This is a genomic window from Reyranella sp., assembly GCF_004296935.1.
Lineage (GTDB): Bacteria > Pseudomonadota > Alphaproteobacteria > Reyranellales > Reyranellaceae > Reyranella.
Window position 1 is genome coordinate 18156 of the sequence record NZ_SCVH01000034.1, and the last position, 24134, is coordinate 42289.

The window sequence follows — 24134 nt, forward strand, 5'->3', positions numbered from 1 at the left end:
ATGCACGTTCTGGCGACACAGCTGGCGACTCTGGACGAGGTCGATGCCGCCATCGACCTCGGTCAATCGCCGGCCGACGTCGTCGTGCTCTCATTCTCCGACAGCGATCTTTCGGCCCTTGCCGCTGCCTGGCAGCAGGATGCGGAGTCATTGCCGACGCTTCGGCTCGCCAGCCTAAAAAAGCTCCGGCATCCGATGTCGGTCGACCTCTATGTCGAGCGCGTCGTGGCTCATGCACGCGCCGTCATCGTCCGCGGCCTGGGCGGTCTCGACTACTGGCGCTACGGCTTCGAGCGTATCGGCGACATCGCGCGTGAAAACGGCGGGCTGTTCGCCGCCCTGCCGGGCGACGACCGCACCGATCCGCGGCTGAGCTCGGTTTCGACCCTGGCGGCCGAACCGCTGGCGCGCCTGGAAGATTTCTTCCGCGAAGGCGGCATCGAGAATCTCCGCCAGGCGCTGCACTACGTCGGCGCGCTGCTGGGCCGTGGCAACGCCTGGACGCCGCCGGCGCCAGTCGGCCCGATCGCAGGCTTCACGCTCGATCGCCGCACCGTGGCCATCGCCGAGTTTTGCGAAGCGCAGGACCTTCGGCCGGCAGCGCTTGTCGTCTTCTACCGGTCCAACCTGATGGCGGCCGATGTCGAGCCGATCACCGCGCTGCTCGAGGCGTTGGATCGAGAAGGATTGGCGCCCATGGCTGTCGCCGTAAACAGCCTGAAAGATCCCGCCGTCGAAGCCGATCTCGCGCGTCTGGTGCGGGCGCGTAAACCCGCCGTCATTCTCAACACGACGGCCTTCTCGGCGCGGCGCGAGGACGACTCGACGGTGCTCGATGCCGCCGACGTGCCGGTGCTGCAGGTCGTCCTGTCAGGCAGCACGCGCGAGGGCTGGTCCGGCTCGCCGCGTGGCCTCTCGCCGGCCGACCTCGCCATGAACGTGGTGCTGCCGGAACTGGACGGACGCCTGCTTGCACGGGCGATCTCGTTCAAGGCCGAGGCGCCGGTCGATCCCCGGATCGAGTTCGCCAGCGTCCGCCATGCATCGGATCCGGATCGTGTCGACTATGTCGCCCGCCTGGCGTCGGCTTGGGCCCGCCTCGCGCGCACGGCGCGGAGGAAACGGCGCCTGGCGCTGGTTCTTTCCGACTATCCCGCCCGCGGCGGTCGCACCGGCTATGCCGTCGGACTCGATACATCGGCGAGCGCGGCGGAGATCCTGCGGCTGCTGCGGAGCGAAGGCTACGCCACCGGTACATCGGAACGGACCACGGCGGACATCGAGCGCTTCCTGCTCGATCAGACGGAACGCGTGAGGATTCCTTTGTCGATCTACCGGGCGTGGATCGCGGCTCTTCCGGAAAGTCTGCAACAGGCCATCGACAGGACCTGGGGTGATGCCGGCAGCGATCCCGCTGTCGTTGGCGGTGCGTTCGAGCTTCCCATCCTGCGCTGCGGCCATGTGCTGGTCCTGTTGCAGCCGGACCGTGGTCTCGCCGACGATCGCAAGGCGGGTTATCACGACATGTCCTGCCCGCCACGTCATGCCTATGTCGCGATGTATGCGTGGCTGCGCGAAACCGAGAAGATCGATGCGCTCATCCATCTCGGCACCCATGGCACGCTTGAATGGCTGCCGGGCAAGGCGCTGGCGCTGTCGGCGGAATGCTGGCCCGAGGCCGTTCTGGGCGCCGTGCCGGTGATCTATCCCTTCATCGTCAATAATCCGGGCGAGGCCGTGCAGGCCAAGCGCCGTCTCGGTGCCGTCACCATCGGACATCTCACGCCACCGCTCAGCGCAGCGGGACTTCATGGCGCGATGGCCGAGATGGAAGGCCTCGTCGAGGAATATGCGTCGGCCGACGGACTCGACCGGCGTCGTCTGCGCTTCCTCGAAGACGAGATCGTCGAGCGTGCCTGGAATAGCGGCCTGGCGGCAGAGTGCGGTCTCGTGCGCGACGAACCCAACCAGGCGGCCATCGCCAAGCTCGACGCCCAGCTTTGCGACATCAAGGAACTGAGCATCCGCGACGGCCTGCACATTTATGGCCAGGCCCCAGGTGCAGAAGCGCAGAGTGCGTTGACCGAAGCGATGGTTCTGGCCTCGGGAACGCAAGACACGCCCGCCATGCGGCGCGCAATCGACAGTGCCGTGGCGGCCTGCGCCCAGACCGAGCGCGCCGCGCTGTTGGCTGCACTCGATGGGCGACGCGTGGCGCCCGGTCCGGCCGGCGCGCCGACCCGCGGCCGCGCCGACGTTCTGCCGACAGGACGCAACCTCACCTCGATCGACCCGCGCGCCATTCCGACCCGCACCGCCTCGGTCATCGGCGCGCGGGCAGCCGACGAGGTGGTCCGCCGCTACCTTCAGGATCACGGCGAGTATCCGCGCGTGCTGGTCATCGACCTCTGGGCGTCGGCGTCGCTCCGCACCGGCGGCGACGATCTCGCGCAAGCGTTCGCCTATCTCGGCGTGCGGCCGACCTGGGACAAGGCGTCGAGCCGCGTCACGGGAATAGAGATCATGCCGCTGGCGGTTCTCGACCGGCCGCGCATCGACGTGACGCTCCGGATCTCGGGCCTGTTCCGCGACATCTTCGAAACCCAGATTGCGCTGTTTGACGTGGCGGTCCGGCGCGTCGCTGCGCTCGAGGAAGACGCCGCCGACAATCCGCTGGCGGAAGCGGCCCGCCGCGGTGCCGATCTGGCGCGTGTCTTTGGTGGTGCACCCGGAAGCTACGGCGCCCGCGCCGCCGATCTTGCCCTCGATGGCGCCTGGACCTCGCGCGACGAATTGGGCGAAGCGTATCTATCCTCCGCCACGCACGCTTATGGCGCCGCCGAGACCGTGCAGGCCGTGGATGGAGGATTCCGTGATCGCGTGTCGGCGGCGGATGTCCTGGTCCATCCCCAGGACGATCGCGAGCGCGATCTCCTGGATGGCGACGGCGTCGCCGACTTCGCCGGCGGCTTTGCCGCTGCGGCGACGCTGCTGGGCAACGATCCCGAACTCTACCATCTCGACACCAGCCAGCCCGCGGCGCCGAAGGCACGCAGGGTCGCAGAGGAAGTCGCACGCGTCGTGCGCGGCCGGCTCACCAACCCACGCTGGATTGCGGGCATGCTGGATCACGGCCACCGCGGCGTCGCCGAGATCGCCCAGACCGTGGATGCGCTCTACGCCTTTGCCGCGACCGCCCAGGTGGTGCCGAACCATCTGTTCGAGGCGACACACGATACGCTCATCGCGGATGGCGCGGTCCTGGCGGCGATGCGGGAGAAGAATCCGGCCGCCGTGGCGGCCATCGCCGAACGCCTCCGGGATGCCCTGGCGCGCGGCCTCTGGACGGCTCGCCGCAACGCCGTCGACGAGGAACTCGCCCAGGCAATCGGGACGGCGATCGGGGCTTGCGGACCCGCCGCGGGCGGCCGATGAAGGCCCGATCATGAGCGTTGCCGCTGCAATCGAGGTGAAGGGCTGGTGCCCGGGCGTTCTGCGACCGATGCAGAGCGGCGACGGGCTGATCGCGCGCGTGCGCCCGTGGGCCGGCGCGTTCGGCCTCGCGGAGGCAAGCGCCCTGGCCGATGCCTCGGAAGTGTTCGGCAACGGCCATATCGACCTCACCCGGCGGGCCAATCTGCAGATCCGCGGCCTCGGCGAGACGAGCCTGTCCGGGCTGCAGGACATCGTCGAGAGACATCGGCTTGTCGACCGTTCGGCTGACGCGGAAGCGGTCCGTAACATCATGGTGTCGCCCCTGGCTGGCCTGGATCCCTCGGAGCGGATCGATGTTCGTCGCCTGGCGCGGGCTCTCGAAAGCGGGTTGGCGGCCGATACGGCATTGCATAGCCTACCTTCGAAGTTCGGTTTCCTCGTCGATGGCGGCGGAAGCGTGTCGATTTCCGGCGAGCGTGCCGATGTCGCGCTCAGGGTCGTTGGTCAGGCAGTCGCCGTCGGGCTCGACACGCGCTCGGGAGCCGAGTGGATCGGAAGGACGTCGCCCGATGCCGCGGCGAAGACGGCGCTGATGGCAGCGCGCGTTTTTCTCGGCGTCCGCCGCGAGCAGCGACGCCTGCGCGACCTCGGCGATGAGGGCCTCGCACACGTTCGCTCGGTGCTGGCGCCCTTGCTCGGTCCCCTCGACGGCGATCTGCCGGTCGATCGGGATCGGCCCCTCGGCATGATCCCTCTCGGTGCCGGCCGAACCGCCGTGGGCATTGCGGCAGCCTTTGGCCGCCTCGAAGCGCATCAGCTCCGCAGTCTGTTGGCCGTTGTCGAGGACGCCGGGGCAACCGACATTCGCCCCTCGCCGTGGCGTTCGCTCTATGTCGGGGCACGCGACATTGCAGCGGCGCACCGTGTCGTTGAGGCGGCACGCGATATCGGCCTTATCGTCGAGGCGAACGATCCGATCCTCCGGATCGACGCCTGCCCGGGTGCGCCGGATTGTCGTTCGAGCAGCGTCGATGCGCGCCGCGACGCACGCCGGTTTGCCGCCCTGGGTTTTGCCGGAACGCTTCATGTCTCAGGCTGCGCCAAGGGATGCGCACGCTCCACGCCGGCCGATCTCGTACTGGTAGGAGAGCAAGGCCACTACCAGGTGGTCCGCCAGGGCACCACGCGCGACGCGCCGGAGCGCACCGTCGCGGTGGAAGAGGCGGGAACCCTGTTCCATGTCTGAGCAACGCACCTACGTGCGTGACGGCGCAGAGATCTACCGCCAGTCCTTCGGCATCATTCGCGCCGAGGCCGCGCTTGGACGCTTCACGCCAGCCGAGGAACGGGTGGCGGTGCGAATCATCCATGCCTGCGGCATGACCGAAATCGCCCGCGACATCGTGGTGTCGCCGACCTTCGCCGACAATGCGCGCTGGGCACTTGTCGCTGGTGCGCCAATCCTCTGCGATTCGAAGATGGTTGCGAATGGCATCACGCGCGCCCGGCTGCCTGCCCGCAATGACGTCATCTGTACGCTCGACGACCCCTCTGTCCCGGACCTTGCCCGCAAACTCGGCAACACGCGCAGCGCCGCTGCCTTGGAGTTGTGGCACGACAAACTCGCTGGCGCCGTCGTCGCCATCGGCAATGCGCCCACGGCACTGTTCCATCTGCTCGAGATGCTTGATGCCGGTGCCCCGCCGCCAGCGGCGGTGATCGGCCTTCCCGTGGGCTTCGTCGGCGCGCTCGAATCCAAGGACGCGCTGGCTGCCGATGGCCGCGTGCCGTTCCTGATCGTGCGCGGCCGCAGGGGCGGCAGCGCGATGGCGGTGGCCGCCGTCAATGCGCTGGCAAGCGAGGTGGAATGACGAGCCTCGATGCTCTCGGCGGATCGGCGCTCGGTGGAACGCTCTATGGCATAGGCGTGGGGCCGGGCGATGCGCGCTATCTGACACTGCGCGCTGCCGCGCTGGTGAAGGCCGTCGATGTGATCGCCTACTTCGCCAAACGCGGCCATCAGGGCAACGCACGGCGGATCGTCGATGCGCTGATGACGACTGGGCGAGCGGAACTCCGTTGCGAGTATCCGGTGACCGACGAGATCCCGGCTGAGAGCCCCGAGTATCAGCGTCAGATCGGCGATTTCTACCGCCAGACATCGGATGCGCTCGCGAAACTGCTGCGCGAGGGAAAATCCGTCGGCCTCCTGGCCGAGGGCGATCCCTTCTTCTATGGCTCGTTCATGCACATGTGGCGCCGGCTCGAGGTGGACTTTCCGGTCGAGGTTGTGCCCGGTGTCACCGGCATGTCGGGCTGCTGGACGCGCGCCAACGTGCCGATCACCTGGGGCAACGACACGCTTTCTGTACTGCCAGGAACGCTCGAGGAGCAGCAGCTCGTCGACCACCTGCGCCAGACTGACGCGGCAGTGATCATGAAGGTCGGCCGCAATCTCGGCAAAGTGCGCCGTGCCGTCGAAGCCGCTGGTCTGCTGTCGCGCGCTGTTTATGTCGAGCGCGGGACGATGGACAACGAACGCGTGCTGCCGCTTGCCGATTGCCGCGACGTCACCGGTGCCTATTTCGCGATGGTGCTGATTCCCGGCCAGGGGAGGCGGCTATGACCGGCTCCCTCATCGTGGTGGGAACGGGGCCCGGCAAGGCCGACCTCATGACTCCGGCGACGGCGGCGGCGCTCGAAAGAGCGACGGACCTCGTGGGATACGGCCCCTATCTCGATCGCATTCCGGTGACGCGAACCGATCAGTGCCGGCATGCCTCGGACAATCGCGTCGAGCTGGACCGGGCCAGGCATGCATTGTCGCTGGCGGCGTCAGGCCGGCAAGTCGTCGTGGTGTCGGGTGGTGATCCCGGCGTGTTCGCCATGGCGTCGGCTGTCTTCGAGGCGATCGAAGCTGGGGAACCGGGGTGGCGGACGCTCGACATCCGGGTCGAGCCCGGCGTCACCGCGATGTTGGCGGCGGCGGCTGAAGTTGGGGCGCCGCTAGGTGGCGATTTCTGCGCTATCTCGCTCTCCGACAATCTGAAGGCCTGGACCACGGTCGAGCGGCGCCTGAAGGCGGCGGCCGAAGGCGATTTCGTGATCGCTCTTTATAATCCGGCGTCGAAGGCGCGGCCGCATCAACTGGGACAGGCGTTCGACCTCCTGAGAGCGATCAAGGCGGCCGGGACACCGGTGCTGTTCGTTCGCGCGGCGGGTACGCCGGATGCGAAGGTCGTGACGACGACGCTTGCCGCTGCTGACGGCGCGTTGGCCGACATGCGCACTCTGGTGATCGTGGGCGCCAGCGCCACGCGGCAGATCGGACGCTGGATTTATACGCCGCGCGGCGAGCCGGGAACGCGGTCGTGAAGCCAGGCAACCGCCGCCTCGGGACTGCCCAGGATATGGCCGGCTGGCTTGTCGGGCCGTGCGATCATGATGACCGGCAGGTCGAGTTCGCGAGCGGCCTCGATTTTGGCGTAGGTGGCGTTGCCGCCGGAGTTCTTCGAGACGATGACGTCGATCTCCTCGTCGGAAAGAAGTTTCGCCTCGGAGTCATGATCAAACGGCCCGCGCGCCTGCAGGATCCTGATGTTGGGCGGCAGGGCCGCCTGTTCGGGAGCTTCGATGGTGCGAGCGAGGTAGCGATGCTGGGGCGCCGACGCGAAGGCGTGAAGGTCCTGGCGGCCGAGACTGAGAAAGACCCGAAGCGGCGTCTTTCCGAGCGCCGCCACCGCGGCCTCGGCGTTGGGCACAATCCGCCAGCTGTCGTCTTCATGTCGCTGCCAGGGCGGACGCACGATGGAGCCCAGCGGAACGTCCGTCTGCGCGCAGGCAGCGACGGCGTTGGCGGACATCCGCGCGGCGTAGGGGTGCGTGGCATCGACCACGGCGTCGATCTTCTCGTCGCGCAGCCAATGGATGAGTCCCTCGACGCCGCCGAAGCCGCCGACGCGCGTACCGAGCGGCTGGGCCTTGGGATTGGAGGTTCTGCCAGCCAGCGACAGGGTGGCGTTGAAACGCGCGTCGCCGGCCAGCAGTTTCGCCAACGCCGAGGCTTCAGTGGTGCCGCCAAGAACGAGGACGCGCATTGCGGGACCAACCCATGACAAGTGAGGCCGCAAACTGCACGGCGACACGCTGGCTGTCCATCATCGGCATCGGCGAGGACGGTATTGTTGGCCTGTCGCCGCTGGCGCAGCGGCTGATCTCTTCCGCGGAACTCGTTGTTGGGGGCAAGCGCCACCTCGATCTGGCGGGTGATCTGATCCGTGGCCGCCGGCTCGCCTGGCCGAGCCCGATTGCCGGCGCCTTGCCGGAGATCCGCAAGCACCGCGGCCGGCCGGTCGTGGTGCTGGCAAGCGGCGATCCGTTTCACTACGGCGCCGGCACGATGCTGCTGGAGCAGGTTCCCGCGGCGGAAACGCTCTGCCTGCCGCAACCCTCGGCCTTCAGCCTGGCGGCGGGCCGTCTTGGGTGGTCGTTGCAGTATGTGTCGATCGTCAGCCTGCACGGTCGCGCGCTTGAGGGAATCGTACGCTACCTGCAGCCTGGGGCGCGGATTCTGGCATTGGCTTGGGATGGCGAGACAGCGGCCAAGCTTGCGCACCTCCTCGTCGCGCGCGGCATGGGCCAATCGAAGATCGTCGTGCTCGAGAACATGGCCGGTCCGCGCGAGCGTGTACGCACTACGACGGCATCGGAATTCGATCTGGTCGATGTAGCGGCTCTCAACACCATCGCACTGGAAGTCGCAGCCTCGCCCGAAGCGACCGTTCTCCCGCTCGCGCCGGGCCTCGACGACGATCTGTTCGAGAACGACGGCCAGCTCACCAAGCGCGAGGTGCGCGCCGTCACGCTCTCGGCGCTGGCGCCGCGGCAGGGCGAACTCTTGTGGGACATCGGGCTGGGCGCGGGCTCGATTTCCATCGAATGGTTGCTGCGCCATCCGTCGCTCAGGGCCATCGGCTTCGAGGAACGCCCCGACCGCGCGGCGCGGGCGGCGCGCAATGCCGCCGCACTCGGCACACCAGATTTACAGATCGTGCAGTCGCGGGCGCCAGAGGGTTTTGCCAACCTGCCGCGACCGGATGCCGTGTTCATCGGCGGCGGCCTGTCCGATCCCGGCGTGCTGGACGCGGCATGGTCGGCCCTGAAGCCGGGCGGCCGCCTGGTCGCCAATACCGTGTCGATCGACTCGGAAGCCCGGTTGATCGAAGCCTTCCAGCGTCACGGCGGCGAGCTGGTGCGCCTGCAGGCTTCCAGGGCGCATCGCATCGGGACGATGTTTGCGTGGAGATCGGGCACGCCCGTCACCCAATGGCGTGCGAGGAAGCCATGATCGTCGCGGGTGTCGGATTCCGGCGCGACACATCGGCCGGGGAGATCGAGCGCGCGGTGCGGTTGGCGCTCGGCCTGTTCAGGCTGGCGCCAGAGCGCCTCGACGTCATCGCCACCGAGTCCGGGAAGGCCACCGAGCCTGGCCTGGTCGAGGCAGCGCGCCTGCTGTCGGTGAAGCTGGTCGGCTGCACCTTGTCGGACCTCGATCGTGTGGCGGGACAGGTCCTCACACAGTCCCTCATCGTGCTGGCGACGAAGGGTGTGCCGTCGATTGCCGAGGCGTCGGCGCTTGCTGCGGCGGGGCGCGATGCGCGATTGATGGGCACGCGGGTCGCCACTGAAAGAGCGACCTGTGCCATCGCGATTGGAGAAGGTCGATGACGGTTCACTTCATCGGCGCGGGACCGGGCGCTGCCGACCTGATCACGGTCCGTGGTCGGGACATCATCGCGCGCGCGCCGGTCTGCCTCTATGCCGGCTCGCTGGTGCCGAAAGCGCTGCTCGATCATTGCCCGCCGGGCGCGCGCATCGTCGATACTGCGCCGATGTCGCTCGACGAGATCGTGGCCGAATGCCAATGCGCGACCGACGCCGGACAAGACGTCGCCCGGCTCCATTCGGGCGATCTCTCGGTCTGGAGTGCGCTGGGCGAACAGCTTCGCCGTCTCGATGCGGTCGGTATTGCCTACACCATCACGCCCGGCGTACCGGCCTTCGCCGCCGCCGCCGCCGCGCTCGGCCAGGAACTGACCCTGCCCGAACTGGCGCAGACCGTGGTGTTGACTAGAACCTCCGGACGGGCCTCGGCGATGCCGCCCGGAGAAACGCTCGAGGCGTATGCCGCCACCGGGGCTACGCTCGCCATCCATCTGTCGATCCACGCCATCGACAAGGTCGTGGCCGCGCTCATGCCACACTACGGTGCAGACTGCCCTGTCGCCGTTGTCTATCGTGCGAGTTGGCCCGATCAGCGGATCATCCGCGCGACGCTGGGCACGATCGCGGCCGAGATCGCAAAGACTCCGATCGAGCGGACGGCCCTTATCCTGGTCGGCAAAGTGCTGGGCGCGCGCACGTTCCGCGACAGCGCGCTCTACGACGCGGGCTACCAGCGCCGCTTCCGGGGCAGGGGCACGTGAAGCTTCCCGAGAATTTTCCCGCGCTGCCTGATTTTCCATCGGGCGAAGTCTGGCTGGCGGGTGCCGGGCCTGGCGATCCGCGACTGCTTACCATGCTGGCGCTGCATGCCGTGTCGAACGCCGACACCATCGTGCACGATGCCCTGGTCGATCCGCGCGTCCTGGAGTTGGCGGACAAGGGCGCCGAGCGAATTTTTGCCGGCAAGCGTGGCGGCCGACCCTCGCCGCAGCAGCGCGATATCAACACGATCCTGATCGACCGCGCGCGGGCAGGACGGCGTGTCCTGCGCCTGAAGGGCGGCGATCCGTTCGTGTTCGGCCGTGGCTGGGACGAGGCCGCGGCGCTCACCGAGGCCGGCATTCGCTTTCGCATCATTCCCGGCATCACCTCCGGTCTCGCCGCCGCTGCACTGGCCGGCATTCCGGCCACGTCGCGTGACACCAATCATGCGGTGATCCTGGCCGCCGGCCATCGCGCGCAAGATGGAAAGTCGGCGGCGGATTGGGAGGCACTGGCCAAGGTAGGTCAGCCGATCATCCTTTATATGCCGATGGCGCAGCTCGCCGACATCACCGCGGCGCTGGCGCGGGGCGGGATGGCCTCGGACACGCCGGCGGCCATCATCCAGGGCGCGAGTACGGCGGAGGAGCGCGTCGTCGAGAGCAGCCTGGCGAATCTCGCCGACGACGCCCACCGTGAAGGGGTCGGCGCACCGGCCATCGTGGTCATCGGCAAGATCGCTGGCCTGAGGCAAGGCCTGTTGTCGTCGATGGTCGGCTGGCAATGAACCAGTCTGTTGGTCCGGGCGGCCTGGTCGTGGCGGCGCCGCGCTCGGGCGCCGGCAAGACCACTGTGACCCTCGGCCTGATGCGCGCGCTCCGCCGCCGCGGGCTTTTCGTGCAGCCGTTCAAGTGCGGTCCCGACTATATCGATCCGGCGTTTCATGCCGTGGCGGCAGGTCGGCCGAGTTACAACCTCGACACCTGGGCGATGGCCGAGGGCACCCTCTCCGAACTCGTCGCGCGCCATTCCCTTGCTGCTGACGTGACCGTCGTTGAAGGCGTCATGGGCCTGTTCGACGGCGTCGCCGATCCGGGCCAGACGGCGCGCGGCGCAACGGCCGACCTGGCGGCGCTGTTCGGCTGGCCGGTGCTGCTGGTGCTCGATGTCTCGGGACAGACCGAGACCGCCGCCGCCGTCGCCGCGGGCTGCGCCCACTATCGCAACGATGTCGGCGTCGCCGGCGTCATCCTCAACCGGGTTTCCAGCACCCGGCATCTCGCCCTGATCGCGCCGGCCTTCGACCGGATCGGCCTGAAAGTGTTCGGCGCCATCGCCAGCGATGATCAACTGGCGCTCCCTGAACGCCATCTAGGGTTGGTGCAGGCCGGTGAAACGGCCGACATCGAGCGCCGTCTCGACAGCTTCGCCGATGCGATCGAAAACGCCGTCGATCTCGACGCCATTCGCCAGGCTGCACGGTCCGCGGTGCTGCGGCCTTCGACCGGTGTCGCATCCGGCCTGAAGCCTCCCGGCCAGAGAATCGCGCTCGCGCAGGACCAGGCCTTCTCCTTCATGTATCCGCACCTGCTCGATCGCTGGCGCTCGGCCGGCGCCGAGATCGTTCCTTTCTCGCCGCTCGCCGATCAGGCACCGGATCCGGGCGCCGACGCCGTGTGGCTGCCGGGCGGCTACCCCGAGCTTCACGCCGGCGTGCTGGCGGCCGCGCAACGGTTTCACGGCGGTCTGCGCGCGCTCGCCGGCCGGTCGGTGCCGATCCATGGCGAGTGCGGCGGCTACATGGTGCTGGGCCGCGGCATCGAGGATGCGCGCGGCGTGCCCCATTCGATGGCGGGCCTGCTGAGACTTGAGACGTCGTTCGCCAAGCGCAGCCTCCATCTCGGCTACCGTCGCGCGCGCCTACTGGCCGACTGTTCGCTGGGATCGGCCGGTGTGGAGATCATGGGGCACGAGTTTCACTATGCCAGCACCCTCGCGGCCGGCGACGATCCGCTGGTCGCGTGCCGCGATGCCGCGGGAGCATCGATGTCCGAGGGCGGTGCGCGGCGCGGCTCGGTGAGCGGCACCTTCTTTCATGCCATCGACAGGAAGCAGACATGACCCCGACCTTCGACGCGGCATTCCGTGCCCGGTTCCGGGACCTCGTCCTGTGGCGGCGCGACGTGCGGCGCTTCAGGCCCGATCCCGTCGAGCCGGCGCGCATCGACGCGCTGCTCGAGGTCGCGAGCCATGCGCCGTCGGTCGGTCTCAGCCAGCCCTGGCGCTTCGTCCACGTGATTTCGCCCGATCGGCGTGCAGCAGTCGTGGCGAGCTTCACCGAAGCCAACGAGAAGGCGCTTGCCGGTTATGCTGGCGAGAAGCAGGCGATCTATGCCGGGCTGAAGCTCGCCGGGCTGAAGGAGGCGCCGGTCCATCTCGCGGTGTTCTCAGACGACAGCACCCACACCGGCAGCGGGCTTGGCCAGCAGACCATGCCGGAAACGCTGCATTACTCGGTGGTCGCCGCGATCCAGACCTTGTGGCTTGCCGCGCGCGCCGACGGGATCGGCATGGGCTGGGTCTCGATTCTGGATCCCGTCGCGGTGACGCGCGTGCTCGAGGTGCCACAAGGCTGGAGTCTGGTGGCCTATCTCTGCCTCGGCGTGCCGGCCGAGGAGCATCTCGACCCGGAGCTGGAACGCCATCACTGGGAGCAGCGGACCAACGCCGAGGCGGTGACTTTTACGCGCTAGGCGGGGGATCGCGTCTTTCAAAATCGATGCGCTCGTCGACCGGCAGTCCCAGCAGGTGACGGCGCAGGCAATCCAGGCCGAGTTCCGCCGCGCCGACGCGAACCCAGTCGCGACCGCCGATCAGGCGGGCTTGGCGTGAGACGCGGCCTCTGTCGTCGGCGATGCCGATGCAGATGGTGGCGCCGAATTCCGGCCGGTCGGCGCCTTCGTCGAGTTGCATGAGGACCGCCAGTGCATGGCTGGAGCCGCTCTCCGCCTTGAGGTTGGCCGCGCTCGCTGCGGCGTCTTCGGGCGATGTCTCGCCGGACACTTCGCGAGTGATGACGCCCCGCTTGAACACCGCCTCGGCGCCCACCAACGGCGCGAGACGGGCGGCGATGTTGCCGCCGGTGAAACTCTCCACGATGCTGAGTGTCTGCCCGGCCTCGCGCAGCTTGCCCATGATCACGCCCTCGAGCGTCTGCTCGTCCTCGGCAATGATGAAGTTGCCCAGCCGCTTGCGCACCTCGGCCTCGACGGGAGCGAGCTGCCGTTGCAGGTCGGCCTCGTCGGCGCCGCGCACCGCGAGCTTGGTCTCGAGCTGCGGATAGTGCGCCTGGAAGCCGAGCTTGATGCCGCCTTCCTGCTTGAAGGCCTCGATACCGCTCAACATCTCGTCCGCCCGTGACTCGCCGATGCCGAAAGTGTGGAAGCGCTTGAGTTTCGTCACGCCCCGGATGCCGCCCAGCGCCAGCAGGCGCGGGATCACCTGCTCGTCCAGCATGCGGCGCATCTCGCGCGGCACACCCGGGGTGAACAGGAAGCGGGCGCGGCCGATGGTGACGGCAAAGCCGCAGGCGGTGCCGATCGGGTTGTCGATGAACTCGGCGTTGGCCGGCAACATCGCCTGCTTCTTGTTGTTGGCTGGCATCACCCGCCCACGCCGGGCGTAGGACTGGGTCATGCGTTCCATCCAGTAGTCGCTCAGCACCAGCGGCACGCCGCATGCCTCGGCAGCCACTTCCTGGGAGAGGTCGTCGACTGTGGGTCCGAGGCCGCCGTTCACGATCACCGCGTCGGCCCGATCCCCGGCCTGGCGGAACGCCTGCAGCAAGCTCGCGCGGTCGTCGCCGACGGTAGTGCCCCAGTGCACGTCGAGGCCGGTATCGGCCAGGCGCCGGGCGATGTGGCTGTAATTGGTATTGACGGTCTTGCCGGTCAGGATTTCGTCGCCGGTGCAGAGAATTTCGATTTTCATCGGGCAATTATGACGGGTCGGGCGTGCGAAAGCGAACTTGGTTCGCTAACGTTGCCGTCGCGAATGAATCCGAGGGAGAGATTGAATGGCCGTCCTCACACCCGAACTGCGCGATGCGCTGGCCCGCGTCGGCACCTCGACCCTGACCGGCGTCCTGAACCGGCGCGGCTTGCGCAGCATGACGCTCTACGATGTCTGGCCGATGCGCCCGGAGCAGCCGCGCATGGTCGGCATCGCTTTCACCATGCGCTTCATCCCCTCGCGTGAAGACAAGGATGGCCCCACCTCGACCAACCGCAGCATGGTCCAGCCGCAGGCGATGGAGGAATGTCCGCCGGGGCACGTGCTGATGATCGATTCACGCGGCGATTCGCGCGCTGCCTCGGCGGGTGACCTCTATATCGGCCGGCTGAAAGCGCGCGGCGCCGCCGGCATCGTGACCGACGGTGGCTTTCGCGACACCGACGGCGTCTTCAAGACCGGCCTGCCGGCCTATCACCGTCGGCCCTCGTCGCCGCCGTCGCCGATCGTACACCGGCCGATCGACCTGCAGCTGCCGATCTCCTGCGGCGGCGTTGCCGTCTATCCCGGCGACATCGTCGTCGGCGACCGCGATGCCGTGCTGGTGATCCCGCCCGACGTCGTCGAGGCGGTGGCCGAGGAGGCGATGAAGAACTACGAGTACGAGAGCTGGGCCGAGCTCGAAGTGGCGAAGGGGCGCTCGCTCAAGGGCCTGTTCCCGGTGGCGGGCGAGGAGGCCAAGCGCGACTACGAGGAATGGAAGAAGCGTAAGCGCTAGGCCAACGTCGTCCTGATTTCGAGCCCGCCCTTCAGTGTGAGGGTGACGGGCGTGCGCTCGGCGATGTCGGCCATGCGCTTCTTCTGCGCATCGTCGACGGCGCCCTCGATGGTGAGCACGCGATCGATGCGTTGCTTGTCGCCTTCGCGGACGAAGTGGATATCCGCATGCACGGCCGTCACCGGCCATTGCTTGCGCTCGGCATACATGCGGAGCGTGATCACCGTGCAGGCACCCAGCGCCGAAGTCAGCAGGTCGTAGGGGGCGGGGCCGGTGTCCTTGCCGCCCAGTTCGGGGCCCTCGTCGACAGTGAGCTTGTGATGCCCGGTCGCAATCGCCGTGGCGTAGTTCACCGTACCGATGCTTGCTCTTGCGTGCGCCATATCGAACTCCAGGCTTATGCGAGATGAATGAACGAACGGCCTTCGGAGCGCACCTGCACCTCGCCGATGACGACGCCGTCGATGCGATCGGCCATTTCGGCCGGCACTGCCGCCAGGAGTCCACCCGCGGTCTGGGGGTCGAACAGCAGCGGCAGCTTGGGATGACCCGCATGCGCGGCCATGCCCTCGATCAGGTGGCGGGCGCGCAGGTTTTCCGGTTGCAGTGAGCTGGCGAAGCCCTGGGCGAAGAGCTCGACGGCGCCATCGAGGGCGGGCAGGGCATCGAGATGGAGATCGACCGAGACCTCGTCGCCGCGGCCGGTGGCCCGAATCATCTCGGCGAGATGGCCGGCGAGGCCGAAGCCGGTGACGTCGGTGCAGGCATGGGCGCCGGCCGCGACCAGGGCGTCGGCGGCGGCGGACGAGGGCTGGCGCATCGAGGCCAGCGCCGCCGCGATCCAGGTGCCGCGCGCGCGCCCGCGCATGGCGGCGGCGAAGATCACGCCGGTGCCGAGCGGCTTGGTGAGCACGAGCCTGTCGCCCGGCTTCAAGCCGCCCTTGCGCAAGGCGCGGGCCGGGTCGACCAGGCCGTTCACCGAAAAACCCAGCGCCGCTTCAGGGCCTTCGCCGGAATGACCGCCGATCAGGGCTGAGCCCGCATGGTCGAGGATGCGGCGTGCACCCGACAGCATCTGGAAGAGATCCTCCTCCATCAGCCGTTCGGCGGCGGCGGGGACGACCGCCAAGGCCAGCGCGCTGTGAGGTTTCGCGCCCATCGCCCAGACGTCGCCCAGCGCGTGGACCGCCGCCACTTCGCCGAAGACGAAGGGATCGTCGATGAAGGTACGGAAGAAGTCGACCGACTGGACCAGCGCTTTTCCCGCCGGCACTTCGATCATCGCGGCGTCGTCGGGTGCGTCGAGACCGATCGTGACGCTTGATCCGGGCGAGGGGCCGAGGCGGGCCAGCACGCGGGTCAGGACTCCGGCGCCGACCTTGGCGCCACAGCCGCCGCAGCGCATGCCGATGTCGGCCAGCAGGCGCCTGGCCTCGACATCGGCCAGCGCCGGGTCGGGCGGTGCCGCGCGTGCGCCCATGTCCATCGGCTTGGCCGGCGGCTCGCGATACATGCGCATCCACTTGCGGTCGATATGGTCCTTCCACCGCCAGACCCACGCACCTTCGACCGACCAGGCGCCGCGGGTCGCCAGCGCGCGGCCGTCGCCGGTGCCGATGATCGAGAGATACCGGCGTTGCGGCGTGAACGGCTCCGGTTCCTGGCCGAGCAGCGCGCGTCGCAGGTTCTTCGCGAGAGGCGGGCCCTGGCGGACCGCGAACACGCCGGCCTTGGGGCGGGGATGGGCCAACACGGTGGCGCAATCGCCGACCGCGAAGATGTTTTCGTCGCCGGTCGTGCGCAATGTGTCGTCGACGGCGAAAAAGCCGCGGCCGTCGAGCGCGAGGCCGGTCCCGGTGAACCACGGCGAGGCACTGGCCTCGGTGACGACGAAGACATCGTCGACCTCCAGCCGCTCGCCGCCCTCGAGATGGACCACGCCGCGCTCGATCGCCGTCGTCGATGACTTCTCGAGCAGCCGGATGCCGCGTGCGGCCAGGATCCTGCGCATCGCCTTCTGCGCCGAGGTGGCATTGCCGGCCAGGATGTCGCCGCGCGTGACGAGGGTGACGCTGATTGCGGCCTCGCGCGCGATCTGGCGCAGGCGATGATCGATCGCCAGCGCCAGCTCGACGCCGCCGGCACCGCCACCGATCACGACGATACGGAGCGGCGCACGCCGGTCTTTCATGCGCTCGACGAAGGCAAGCCAGCGCCGGCCGAGCTCCGCGATGGGCTTCACCGGCGTTGCGTGTTCGGCGGCGCCGGGAATGGCGTCGAGGCTGGGGGCCGCGCCGACGTCGATCGACAGCAGGTCGTAGGAGACCGGCGGGCGGTCCTTCAGCAGCACCCGGCGGTTGGCGCGATCGAGGCCGATGGCCTCGGCCTGGATCAGGCGCGCGCCGGTCCAGGCCGCGAGCCGGGCAAGATCGATGTGGCATTCGTCGAAGGAATAGTGGCCGGCGACGAAGCCCGGGATCATGCCGGAGTAGGGCGTCTCGATGTCCCGGCCGATCAGGGTCAGGCGGACCCCGGGCATCGGCGTCATGCCGAAGCTTTTCAGCACATGGACATGGGCATGGCCGCCGCCAACCAGCACGAGGTCCTTGAGGAGGGGCGCAGCCTGCATCCCGACTCGTATAACCGATCGGGCATCCTACTGGTACAATGCTAAAAAATATTGTATATCAATAGATTATATATCTTTCTTATATTGATTTCGGAGCCTCTTCATGGCCGTCACTTCCGGCCTCTCGGTTTCCCGCGACTTTCACGACGGCGCCCTCGCGGCGCTGAAGCCACGCTCGGCCTGGGCGTTGTCCTGGCCGCTCGCGCTCGGGATGGTGCTGTTCGTCTTTCTCGCCAACGCCGAGGGCCTGCCGCTGCTCGGCGATCCCGACAGTCACTGGCACATCGCGGTCGGCAACTGGATGCTGGCCCATGGGACCGTGCCGACCGTCGACACCTTCTCCTTCACCTTCGCCGGCCAGCCGTGGATCGCCAAGGAGTGGCTGTCGCAGCTCCTGATGGCGCTGGCCTTCAACATCGGCGGCTGGGGCGGCGTGACCGTCCTGTCGGCGGCGGCCATCGGCGTGAGCTTCGCGCTGCTGCTGCGCCTCCTGCTGCGCGACCTCACGCCTTTGCCCGCGGCCCTGTTCACGCTCGCGGCCATCGTGATGACGGCGCCGCATTTTCTGGCGCGGCCGCACCTGCTCGCGTTCCCCGTCATGCTGTGGTGGGTGGCCGGCCTCGTCCGCGCGGTCGAGCAACGCCGCGCGCCCGAGCCGCTGCTGCTGCTGGCGATGCTGCTGTGGGCCAACCTGCATGGCGGCTTCACCCTGGGCCTGGTGCTGTGCGGCGCCTTCGCGCTCGACGCCGTGGTCGGTGCGCGCGATGCGGTGGAGCGCAAGGCGCTGTTCGTCGCCTGGGCGAAGTTCGGCGTGGCCTCGGGGCTGGTGGCCTGCATCACGCCCTACGGCCCCGAATCGATCCTGGTGACATTGCGCATCTTCGGTCTCGGCGAGACGCTGGGCATGATCTCGGAATGGAAGTCGCCCGATTTCCAGAGCCAGCCGATGCAGGAGCTGATCCTGCTGGTGGCGCTCTATGCCGCGCTCTCGCGCGGACTCAAGTTGCCGCTGGTGCGCCTGCTGATCGTGATCGGCCTGGTCCATCTCTATCTGCGCTACGCCCGCAACGCCGAGCTGCTGGCGATGTTGCTGCCGCTCGTCGTGGCGCCGCCGCTGGCACGGCAATGGCCGTCGCTGCGGCCCGATCCCGACGCGACGGGCGGAAGCCTTCTCGTCCAGCGGATGCGGGCGCTCGCCCGTCCCGCGGGCCACGCCGCCTTGGCGCTCTGCTTCGCGGCGGTCGCGCTCTATGCCGCCGGCCTGGTCAAGCTGGGCGGCGTCACGCCGCCACCGTCGACGATGCCGCAGGCGGCGCTCGATTATGCCAGCGAGGCCGGTCTCAAGGGCCATGTGCTCAACCACTACAATTACGGCGGCTACCTGATCCGGGCCGGTGTGCCCACCTTCATCGACGGCCGTGGCGAACTCTATGGCGGCGAGTTCATCAGGCGCTTCGCCGACGTGGTGAACCTGCGCGGCGAGGAGTCCCTGGAGCAGATGCTCGAACGCCATGCGATCGAGTGGACGCTGTTTCCCAGGAACCAGCCGGCCAACAAACTGCTCGCCCGGCTGCCGGGCTGGCGGCAGGCCTACACCGACGAGTCCTCGACCATCTTCGTGCGCGACCGCTAGCTTCGCGCTAGCTCTTGAGCACGATCCAGGTGCAGTGGCCGATCGCACAGAGACGGCCCTGCTCCGTATAGAGTGCCGTGCCTGAGTAGAGCTTGCGGCCCTCGGCGCCGATGCGCCAGCCGACCACGGCGCAGCGTTCGCCGACCCTGGGCCGATCCAGCACCTTGGCCGTCATGCGACCGGTCAGCGCCGGCCGCCAGTCGTCGGGATCCTGGGCTGCCCAGGCGCCGGGACAATCGAGGGTGCCCCAGAGATACTCCGGCCCGATGCGTCCCGCCGCGTCGGCATGCGCGGCATGGGGCAGGTAGCAGGAGAGCGAGCGGCCAGGACCAGGGCCATGCGTGCCGAGCACCCGCAGCCCATCGCCGACAGCACGGCCGCGACCGCACACGAGACACCAGTGGAAGTCGCTGTCCTCGGGACTTCCACCTTCTTCGCCGCGGCGCATGACGTCTGCCCAGTCGGCGGGCGGCGGCGGCGGTTCCAGATGATCGACCGAGCCGGCGCGCGCCTCGCAGAGCAGCGTCTCGCCGTCGTGGAGCAACAGCGCGTCGCCGTCGCGGCTCACCTGGAGCGGCGTGTCGATCGGGATCGGCGCCCGCAACGTGATCTCGACGGCACCGTCGCCGCCGAAGGCCCGCGTAAACCGGCCGGCCAGCACGCCGCCGACATAGCCGCCGTTGCCCGACAGGCGCGGGCCGTTGAAGCCGGGTTCGATGATGAGTGTTTCGGTGATGAGCGTGTCGTCCACGTGCTTCCTCCGCGGCGCGGAACGTGGCGCGCACATGCGGAGAATGCAAGCCTGCCGGCCCGTCGGGCGGCTTGCGTCGGGGCGGGCGCTCGTCGAGGTTGGGTCGATGGGATCGATCATGCCTTGGGCGCTGGTGGCGCTGTGTTTTGCCCTGGGCGTCGCGAGTCGGTCGATCAGCGACACTTTCGTGGTGTTCGTGCCGGCCCTGCAGCAGGCCTTCGATGCCCACCGCGGCTCGGTCACCCTGATCTACAGTTTCGCCCTGCTGGTCGGCGGCATCGCGGCACCGATCGCCGGATGGATCGTCGATCGCTTCGGCCTGCGCACGCTTACGATCGTCGGCGTGACGGCAGCGACGCTCGCCACGGCCAGCGCCTCGCAGGCGACCGAGCTCTGGCATCTCTATCTCGGCCTCGGCGTCGTGATGGGTTTCGCCGGCGCCTCGCTCTCCGGCGTGCTGAGCTCCTCACTGCTCGGCCGCTGGTTTCCGGCCAGGCGGCTGGGCGTTGCACTGGGCGTCGCCTGGTCGGCCTCGGGCGTGGGCGCCATGGGGATGTTCCCGCTGGCGCAGCATCTGATCACGACGGAAGGCTGGCGCCACGCCTACATCGTCTTCGCCGTCATGAGCGCGCTGTTCATCCCGCTGCTGGTTTTCCTGCCGTGGGCGCGGATCGAACGCGGCGCGCCGGGCCTGGCGCCGCAGCGCGCGGCGGCCGACCGCGGCCCGACCGTCGGCGAGGCGGTGCGGGCGTGGCCTTTCTGGGCGCTCACCTCGTCGTTTGCCCTCACGTCGGTCGGTATCTTCTCGTTGGTGCCGCAGACGATGGTCTATCTGCTGGAGCGCGGCATCGACGGGCCCTATGCCGCCCGCGCGCTCGCCGTCGCAGGCCTGCTGACGCCGCTCGGCATGGTCGGCTTCAGCTGGCTCGCCGACCGTGGCGGCCGGCGCCTCGCGGCGCTGCTCGCCTATGCCTGCTCGATCGCCGGAGTTGGTGCGCTGGCGCTGGTCGACGGGCCTCAGGACGATCCCTGGCTCTGGCTCTACGTGCTGCTGTTCGGCGGCAGCATGGGCTCGCGCGGCCCGATGATCTCCACGCTGGCGACGCTGCGCTACCGCGGCGCCCACTTCGGCCGCATCTACGGCCTGATCGGCATTGGCATGGGCCTGGGTGGCTTCCTCGGCGCCTGGATCGGCGGCGTATTGCACGACCTGACCGGCGGCTATACGGCGGTCATGGTCCTGTCGGTGGCGGCCCTCGCGCTCGCCGCCGCCTCGCTCGGCTCCGAGGCCGGCGCCCGCGAACGTCTCGGTCGCTAGAGGGTCGCTCTAGAGAATGGCCGCGTGCACCAGATTCGCCACCTGGTCGAGCCGCTTGCTGTGCCAGGGATCGGGGATGCGGTTGTTGGTGATGTAGGCGAAGGACACGCCGGAATCGGGGTCGCCCCAGCAGTAGGAGGTGCCGACGCCGCCATGGCCGAAGGCGCGCGGGCTGGCGAAGCCGCCGAGGCCACGGACATTGTCGGTCGTGCCGCGCAGATGCGGCCCCAGGCCGCGATGCATGGGCATGCCCATGAACTCGTCGACCCGGTCGCCGGTGTGGTTGCGGATGGCGTATTGCAGCAGGCGCGGCGAGACGATGCGCCGGCCGGCAAGCTCGCCGCCGTTCAGCATCATCTGGTAGAGCGCGACCATCGCGCGGGCCGTGGCGTAGCCGCCGGCGCCCGGCGCGCCGCTCTTGCGCCAAGCCGCCGAGTTGTTGTCGGCGAGCGGACGTGAGCCGCCGCCAGCGGGAAGAGGCTCATGCATGTCGGCGGCGCGGCCGAATTCGCTTTCCGGCAGGCCGACATAGAGTTCGCGGCCGAGTCCCAGCTTGTCGCAGACCGTCTCGCGGATGACGTCGCGGAAATCCTTGCCGGTCAGCGCCTCGATCAGCACACCCAGCGTCCAGTGTGCGCTCTGGCCATGATAATGGACCTTCGATCCCGGCGACCATTCGAGCGGGAAGTCGCAGACGACCTCGCGCAGCCGCTTGTGGTCGGCCCAGGCATCGGGCCCGACGACGGCATTGGGATAGCCCGCCTGATGGGTGATCACCTGCAGCACGGTGATGTTGCCCTTGGCGTTCTTGGCAAACTCCGGCACGTGGTCGGCGATCCTGTCGGAGAAGGAGAACAGGCCGCGCTCGGCCAGCGTCCACAGGGCGACGGCGGTCACCACCTTGGTGTTGGAATAGAGCAGCCACAGCGTGTCATCGGCCGCGGCGCGCGGCTTGGGCTCGGTCGCGGCCTTGCCGAAGCTCTTGAACAGGCCGAGCTTGCCGTGGCGGGCGAGCGCGATCTGACAACCGGGATAATGACCCTCGGCGATGTGTCGTTCGATCAAGGCCGTCAGTCGATCGATCTGCTCCAGGCGAAAGCCCAGGGACCCGAGGTCGGCCGGCGGCAATGGAAATCCCGTCGCCGGCTGCGTGTGGATGGTGGTGTCCATAGGCTCCCCCAGAAGGTTCCCGCGTGTGGCGACTATATTATGCCTGGATGGCATGTCGATGACCGTGCCACCGACATATTGTGTTTCCGAAAAACTTTGCCACAATGCGCGCCATGTTGGACCGAATGGACTTTCCGAGTAGTCCCTGCCAACGGCCGCGGGGCTAGCCGTGACGCCGGGCCTTGAGTCCTGCCACGCGCTGGTGCTCAACGCCGATTTTCGGCCTCTTTCGTATTTTCCACTGTCTATCTGGTCGTGGCAGGACACCGTCAAGGCGGTGTTCCTCGACCGGGTCAGCGTCATCTCCGAATACGAGCGCAAGATCCACAGCCCGTCCTTCGAGATGCGGCTGCCGAGCGTCATTGCGCTGAAGGAATACGTGCCGGCGGCGCGGCGGCCGGCGTTCACGCGGTTCAACGTCTTCCTGCGCGACCGCTTCCATTGCCAGTATTGCGGTGGCGACTTCGCCACCAACGTCCTCACGTTCGACCATGTCGTGCCGAAGTCGCGCGGCGGCCGCACGAGCTGGAGCAACGTCGTCACCGCCTGCAGCCCGTGCAACCTGCTCAAGGGCAATCGCCTGCTGCAGGAGAGCGCCATGCACCTGCAGCGCCCGCCGGCCGAGCCGACGACGCAGCTGTTGCAGGAAAACGGCCGCGCCTTCCCGCCCGGCTACCTGCACGAGAGCTGGCGCGACTTTCTCTATTGGGACAGCGAACTCGATCAGAACTAAGCACGTTCATACGTGCTGGCGGGCGGCAGCGCCTTCACAGCGGCTTGGTTACAAGCCGCGAAGGCGCGGGAGCCCGCTCGCTTCAGAATGAATCTCGGTGCCTCAGACGCGCGTCGACAGCCAGATGGCCAGGCGCGAGCCTGCCTTGATGGCGGCGGTCAGCGGCCCGTAGGCCGGCGCCTGTTCGGCGCCTGCGGCCAGCGCCTCGTCCCTGTGCTCGATCTCCTCGGCGCGGAACGTTTCTATGGTGCCGCGCAGCTCGGCCTCGTCGTCGCCGAGTGCCGCGGCTTGGCCCGCGTAGTGCTCGTCGATCGTCTCCTCGACTGCCACGGTGCAGGCCATCGCGGCCTTCTCGCCCATCAGCGCCGTGGCGGCACCGAGCGCAAAACCCGCCACGCTCCACAGTGGCGTCAGGAGCGTCGGCCGCACGCGGCGCGCCACCAGCAGGCGGTCGAATTCCTTGTTGTGGCGGCGTTCGGCCCGCGCCATGGCGGCGATCTTGCGGCTGGCCTCGCCATGGCCGCGCCCGGTCCAGCGAAGGGCCGCGAGCTGGCCTTCGTAGATGCGCACGGCGCCGAATTCGCCGGCCTGGTCGACACGGATCGTGCGCTCGACGAAGGTGCGGGCGTCGGGGTCGCCGGGATTGCGGTTCTCTGCAGTCTTCTGGGCGGTCTTCATGTGCGCACGCGGCTCCAGCGGAAGACGGCCGAGCCCAGCACGAAGGCAAGGGCCGCGGACAGGAACGCATTCCAGCCGGCCATCGAGAGGCCCCACAGCGACCACACGGTCTCGTCGCAACGCACCATCCTGGCGCCGAACAGGTATTTCTTGAGCTGCTCCGTCGAGAGGCCGCGCGGGATGTTGCCCGAACAGGTTTGCGGGCCTTCCCACCAACGGTATTCGACGCCGACATGGAAGACGCCGATGGCCGAGGTGACGAGCAGGGCGGTGATCGCCGTGAGCGCGAACACCAGCGCCAGGCGCGGCCAGGCGAAGGAGGCTGCGGCAAACAGGCCGGTTGCGACGGCGACCATGTGCGGCCAGCGCTGCCAGTGGCACATCTCGCAGGGTGCCAATCCCATGCCGTACTGGAAGTACAGCGCCCCCCCCAGCAGTGCACCGCTGCCGAGCGCCGCCAGAAGACCGACCAGGCTGGGCAAGGGGAGGCGGTGGGGGGAGGCCATGGAGCT

General features: G+C 68.4%; 23 protein-coding genes. 15 read left to right on the plus strand and 8 right to left on the minus strand.

The window, feature by feature from the left end; genetic code table 11:
* Genes cobN through cobJ form a run of 5 tightly spaced genes read left to right on the plus strand, consistent with a single transcriptional unit; the run spans position 1 to position 6810 of the window.
* A complete protein-coding gene (cobN, locus tag EPO55_RS04535; RefSeq protein ID WP_296335262.1) occupies positions 1–3435 on the plus strand; it encodes a cobaltochelatase subunit CobN in 3435 nt (1144 codons plus the stop codon).
* Between the two features lie 10 nt (positions 3436–3445).
* Positions 3446–4681 carry a precorrin-3B synthase gene (cobG, locus tag EPO55_RS04540; RefSeq protein WP_296335264.1) on the plus strand — a complete coding sequence of 412 codons (1236 nt, stop codon included), beginning with the start codon at positions 3446–3448 and terminating at the stop codon, positions 4679–4681.
* Positions 4674–5306 (plus strand): precorrin-8X methylmutase, encoded by a 633-nt coding sequence (locus EPO55_RS04545; RefSeq protein ID WP_296335265.1) that lies wholly within the window; start codon positions 4674–4676, stop codon positions 5304–5306. Before cobG ends, EPO55_RS04545 begins: the two co-directional genes overlap by 8 nt.
* Positions 5303–6061 (plus strand): precorrin-2 C(20)-methyltransferase, encoded by a 759-nt coding sequence (locus EPO55_RS04550; protein ID WP_296335266.1) that lies wholly within the window; start codon positions 5303–5305, stop codon positions 6059–6061. Before EPO55_RS04545 ends, EPO55_RS04550 begins: the two co-directional genes overlap by 4 nt.
* Positions 6058–6810 carry a precorrin-3B C(17)-methyltransferase gene (gene cobJ, locus EPO55_RS04555; RefSeq protein ID WP_296335267.1) on the plus strand — a complete coding sequence of 251 codons (753 nt, stop codon included), beginning with the start codon at positions 6058–6060 and terminating at the stop codon, positions 6808–6810. The genes EPO55_RS04550 and cobJ overlap by 4 nt, the downstream gene beginning before the upstream one ends.
* Here cobJ and EPO55_RS04560 read toward each other — a convergent pair.
* The gene (locus EPO55_RS04560; protein WP_296335268.1) at positions 6774–7532 is read right to left on the minus strand and encodes a cobalt-precorrin-6A reductase; all 759 of its coding nucleotides are present in this window, start codon (positions 7530–7532) and stop codon (positions 6774–6776) included. The genes cobJ and EPO55_RS04560 overlap by 37 nt on opposite strands.
* Positions 7533–7546: 14 nt before the next feature.
* Here EPO55_RS04560 and cbiE point away from each other — a divergent pair, with 14 nt between their 5' ends.
* From cbiE to bluB, 6 genes are read left to right on the plus strand one after another with little or no spacing between them, the layout of a single operon-like run.
* The gene (gene cbiE / locus EPO55_RS04565) at positions 7547–8782 is read left to right on the plus strand and encodes a precorrin-6y C5,15-methyltransferase (decarboxylating) subunit CbiE (RefSeq protein WP_296335269.1); all 1236 of its coding nucleotides are present in this window, start codon (positions 7547–7549) and stop codon (positions 8780–8782) included.
* On the plus strand, positions 8779–9162 hold the full coding sequence (locus EPO55_RS04570; RefSeq protein ID WP_296335270.1) for a cobalamin biosynthesis protein: 384 nt from the start codon (positions 8779–8781) through the stop codon (positions 9160–9162). The genes cbiE and EPO55_RS04570 overlap by 4 nt, the downstream gene beginning before the upstream one ends.
* Positions 9159–9920 (plus strand): precorrin-4 C(11)-methyltransferase, encoded by a 762-nt coding sequence (cobM, locus tag EPO55_RS04575; RefSeq protein WP_296335271.1) that lies wholly within the window; start codon positions 9159–9161, stop codon positions 9918–9920. Before EPO55_RS04570 ends, cobM begins: the two co-directional genes overlap by 4 nt.
* On the plus strand, positions 9917–10708 hold the full coding sequence (gene cobA, locus EPO55_RS04580) for a uroporphyrinogen-III C-methyltransferase (RefSeq protein WP_296335272.1): 792 nt from the start codon (positions 9917–9919) through the stop codon (positions 10706–10708). The genes cobM and cobA overlap by 4 nt, the downstream gene beginning before the upstream one ends.
* The gene (locus EPO55_RS04585) at positions 10705–12042 is read left to right on the plus strand and encodes a cobyrinate a,c-diamide synthase (RefSeq protein WP_296335273.1); all 1338 of its coding nucleotides are present in this window, start codon (positions 10705–10707) and stop codon (positions 12040–12042) included. The genes cobA and EPO55_RS04585 overlap by 4 nt, the downstream gene beginning before the upstream one ends.
* A complete protein-coding gene (bluB, locus tag EPO55_RS04590; protein ID WP_296335275.1) occupies positions 12039–12674 on the plus strand; it encodes a 5,6-dimethylbenzimidazole synthase in 636 nt (211 codons plus the stop codon). Before EPO55_RS04585 ends, bluB begins: the two co-directional genes overlap by 4 nt.
* On the opposite strand, the gene EPO55_RS04595 is transcribed toward bluB, so the two are convergent.
* Positions 12664–13911, minus strand: a complete 1248-nt coding sequence (locus EPO55_RS04595) for a CinA family nicotinamide mononucleotide deamidase-related protein (RefSeq protein WP_296335276.1) — start codon at positions 13909–13911, stop codon at positions 12664–12666. The two genes, bluB and EPO55_RS04595, sit on opposite strands and share 11 nt — an antisense overlap.
* 85 nt (positions 13912–13996) lie before the next feature.
* Here EPO55_RS04595 and EPO55_RS04600 point away from each other — a divergent pair, with 85 nt between their 5' ends.
* On the plus strand, positions 13997–14710 hold the full coding sequence (locus EPO55_RS04600) for a ribonuclease activity regulator RraA (protein WP_296335277.1): 714 nt from the start codon (positions 13997–13999) through the stop codon (positions 14708–14710).
* Here EPO55_RS04600 and EPO55_RS04605 read toward each other — a convergent pair.
* Together EPO55_RS04605 and selD are read right to left on the minus strand one after the other, a co-directional pair.
* Positions 14707–15093 carry an OsmC family protein gene (locus EPO55_RS04605; RefSeq protein WP_296335278.1) on the minus strand — a complete coding sequence of 129 codons (387 nt, stop codon included), beginning with the start codon at positions 15091–15093 and terminating at the stop codon, positions 14707–14709. The two genes, EPO55_RS04600 and EPO55_RS04605, sit on opposite strands and share 4 nt — an antisense overlap.
* A gap of 14 nt (positions 15094–15107) precedes the next feature.
* A complete protein-coding gene (gene selD / locus EPO55_RS04610; RefSeq protein WP_296335279.1) occupies positions 15108–17339 on the minus strand; it encodes a selenide, water dikinase SelD in 2232 nt (743 codons plus the stop codon).
* 103 nt (positions 17340–17442) lie between these two features.
* Between selD and EPO55_RS04615 the strand changes: the two genes are divergently transcribed.
* Positions 17443–18972, plus strand: a complete 1530-nt coding sequence (locus tag EPO55_RS04615; protein ID WP_296335281.1) for a hypothetical protein — start codon at positions 17443–17445, stop codon at positions 18970–18972.
* A gap of 7 nt (positions 18973–18979) precedes the next feature.
* On the opposite strand, the gene EPO55_RS04620 is transcribed toward EPO55_RS04615, so the two are convergent.
* Entirely contained in the window at positions 18980–19723 is a 744-nt protein-coding gene (locus EPO55_RS04620) for a hypothetical protein (RefSeq protein ID WP_296335282.1), read from the minus strand.
* A 106-nt stretch (positions 19724–19829) separates the two neighbouring features.
* Between EPO55_RS04620 and EPO55_RS04625 the strand changes: the two genes are divergently transcribed.
* Positions 19830–21041: an MFS transporter gene (locus EPO55_RS04625; RefSeq protein WP_296335283.1), complete on the plus strand. Its 1212-nt coding sequence runs from the start codon at positions 19830–19832 to the stop codon at positions 21039–21041.
* Positions 21042–21050: 9 nt separating this feature from the next.
* Here EPO55_RS04625 and EPO55_RS04630 read toward each other — a convergent pair whose 3' ends face one another.
* The gene (locus EPO55_RS04630) at positions 21051–22211 is read right to left on the minus strand and encodes a serine hydrolase domain-containing protein (protein WP_296335284.1); all 1161 of its coding nucleotides are present in this window, start codon (positions 22209–22211) and stop codon (positions 21051–21053) included.
* A 169-nt stretch (positions 22212–22380) separates the two neighbouring features.
* Here EPO55_RS04630 and EPO55_RS04635 point away from each other — a divergent pair, with 169 nt between their 5' ends.
* A complete protein-coding gene (locus tag EPO55_RS04635; protein ID WP_296335286.1) occupies positions 22381–22944 on the plus strand; it encodes an HNH endonuclease in 564 nt (187 codons plus the stop codon).
* Between the two features lie 102 nt (positions 22945–23046).
* Here the strand turns inward: EPO55_RS04635 and EPO55_RS04640 are convergent, their stop codons facing one another.
* Together EPO55_RS04640 and EPO55_RS04645 are read right to left on the minus strand one after the other, a co-directional pair.
* Positions 23047–23622: a demethoxyubiquinone hydroxylase family protein gene (locus EPO55_RS04640; RefSeq protein WP_296335288.1), complete on the minus strand. Its 576-nt coding sequence runs from the start codon at positions 23620–23622 to the stop codon at positions 23047–23049.
* Positions 23619–24128 (minus strand): disulfide bond formation protein B, encoded by a 510-nt coding sequence (locus EPO55_RS04645; RefSeq protein WP_296335289.1) that lies wholly within the window; start codon positions 24126–24128, stop codon positions 23619–23621. The genes EPO55_RS04640 and EPO55_RS04645 overlap by 4 nt, the downstream gene beginning before the upstream one ends.
* Between the last annotated feature and the right edge of the window lie 6 nt (positions 24129–24134).

Bases quoted from the DNA above. Each gene is read 5' to 3' on its own strand.
- EPO55_RS04545 (WP_296335265.1), top strand. From the start codon at position 4,674: ATGTCTGAGCAACGCACCTACGTGCGTGACGGCGCAGAGATCTACCGC.
- cobG (WP_296335264.1), top strand. From the start codon at position 3,446: ATGAGCGTTGCCGCTGCAATCGAGGTGAAGGGCTGGTGCCCGGGCGTT.
- EPO55_RS04640 (WP_296335288.1), bottom strand. From the start codon at position 23,622: ATGAAGACCGCCCAGAAGACTGCAGAGAACCGCAATCCCGGCGACCCC.
- EPO55_RS04625 (WP_296335283.1), top strand. From the start codon at position 19,830: ATGGGATCGATCATGCCTTGGGCGCTGGTGGCGCTGTGTTTTGCCCTG.
- EPO55_RS04560 (WP_296335268.1), bottom strand. From the start codon at position 7,532: ATGCGCGTCCTCGTTCTTGGCGGCACCACTGAAGCCTCGGCGTTGGCG.
- cobM (WP_296335271.1), top strand. From the start codon at position 9,159: ATGACGGTTCACTTCATCGGCGCGGGACCGGGCGCTGCCGACCTGATC.
- cbiE (WP_296335269.1), top strand. From the start codon at position 7,547: ATGACAAGTGAGGCCGCAAACTGCACGGCGACACGCTGGCTGTCCATC.
- selD (WP_296335279.1), bottom strand. From the start codon at position 17,339: ATGCAGGCTGCGCCCCTCCTCAAGGACCTCGTGCTGGTTGGCGGCGGC.
- EPO55_RS04570 (WP_296335270.1), top strand. From the start codon at position 8,779: ATGATCGTCGCGGGTGTCGGATTCCGGCGCGACACATCGGCCGGGGAG.
- EPO55_RS04585 (WP_296335273.1), top strand. From the start codon at position 10,705: ATGAACCAGTCTGTTGGTCCGGGCGGCCTGGTCGTGGCGGCGCCGCGC.
- EPO55_RS04605 (WP_296335278.1), bottom strand. From the start codon at position 15,093: ATGGCGCACGCAAGAGCAAGCATCGGTACGGTGAACTACGCCACGGCG.
- EPO55_RS04645 (WP_296335289.1), bottom strand. From the start codon at position 24,128: ATGGCCTCCCCCCACCGCCTCCCCTTGCCCAGCCTGGTCGGTCTTCTG.
- cobJ (WP_296335267.1), top strand. From the start codon at position 6,058: ATGACCGGCTCCCTCATCGTGGTGGGAACGGGGCCCGGCAAGGCCGAC.
- cobN (WP_296335262.1), top strand. From the start codon at position 1: ATGCACGTTCTGGCGACACAGCTGGCGACTCTGGACGAGGTCGATGCC.
- EPO55_RS04615 (WP_296335281.1), top strand. From the start codon at position 17,443: ATGGCCGTCACTTCCGGCCTCTCGGTTTCCCGCGACTTTCACGACGGC.
- EPO55_RS04630 (WP_296335284.1), bottom strand. From the start codon at position 22,211: ATGGACACCACCATCCACACGCAGCCGGCGACGGGATTTCCATTGCCG.
- EPO55_RS04600 (WP_296335277.1), top strand. From the start codon at position 13,997: ATGGCCGTCCTCACACCCGAACTGCGCGATGCGCTGGCCCGCGTCGGC.
- EPO55_RS04550 (WP_296335266.1), top strand. From the start codon at position 5,303: ATGACGAGCCTCGATGCTCTCGGCGGATCGGCGCTCGGTGGAACGCTC.
- bluB (WP_296335275.1), top strand. From the start codon at position 12,039: ATGACCCCGACCTTCGACGCGGCATTCCGTGCCCGGTTCCGGGACCTC.
- EPO55_RS04595 (WP_296335276.1), bottom strand. From the start codon at position 13,911: ATGAAAATCGAAATTCTCTGCACCGGCGACGAAATCCTGACCGGCAAG.